The organism is Bacillus sp. SRB_8, assembly GCF_003264205.1.
Lineage (GTDB): Bacteria > Bacillota > Bacilli > Bacillales > Bacillaceae_G > Bacillus_A > Bacillus_A mycoides.
On sequence record NZ_NADT01000128.1, the window covers coordinates 1 to 274 of the forward strand.

The following is a 274-nucleotide window of genomic DNA, read 5'->3' on the forward strand; positions in this document are numbered from 1 at the left end:
CGATACCAGCACGTTGGGAGAAGCCTTTGATCACCAAACGGGCTTTGAACTTTCGAATACCACCATCTCCGGTCAGATTAGGCTTGGTATTGAAGACCCATTTGCAGGCGATTGCTTTACGGTCTGGAGGTAGTTCTTGCAACGTCCATGTGTCAAATTCGAGCATCTGCTTGTATTCAACCTGCATAGCATCATACCAATGGCCAGCTTCAGGTCCGTTCAGGGCTTCTGGGACTGTTTGTGGTACGGTAACAGAAGCAATTGTGAGAGATGC

The 274-nt window shown here is 48.5% G+C and carries 1 protein-coding gene; it reads right to left on the minus strand.

The genetic code is table 11. The annotated features are described in order from the left end of the window. Window positions 1-274: reverse transcriptase domain-containing protein (locus B5P40_RS32225; protein WP_142936385.1), on the minus strand; the 274-nt coding region annotated here is incomplete at both ends.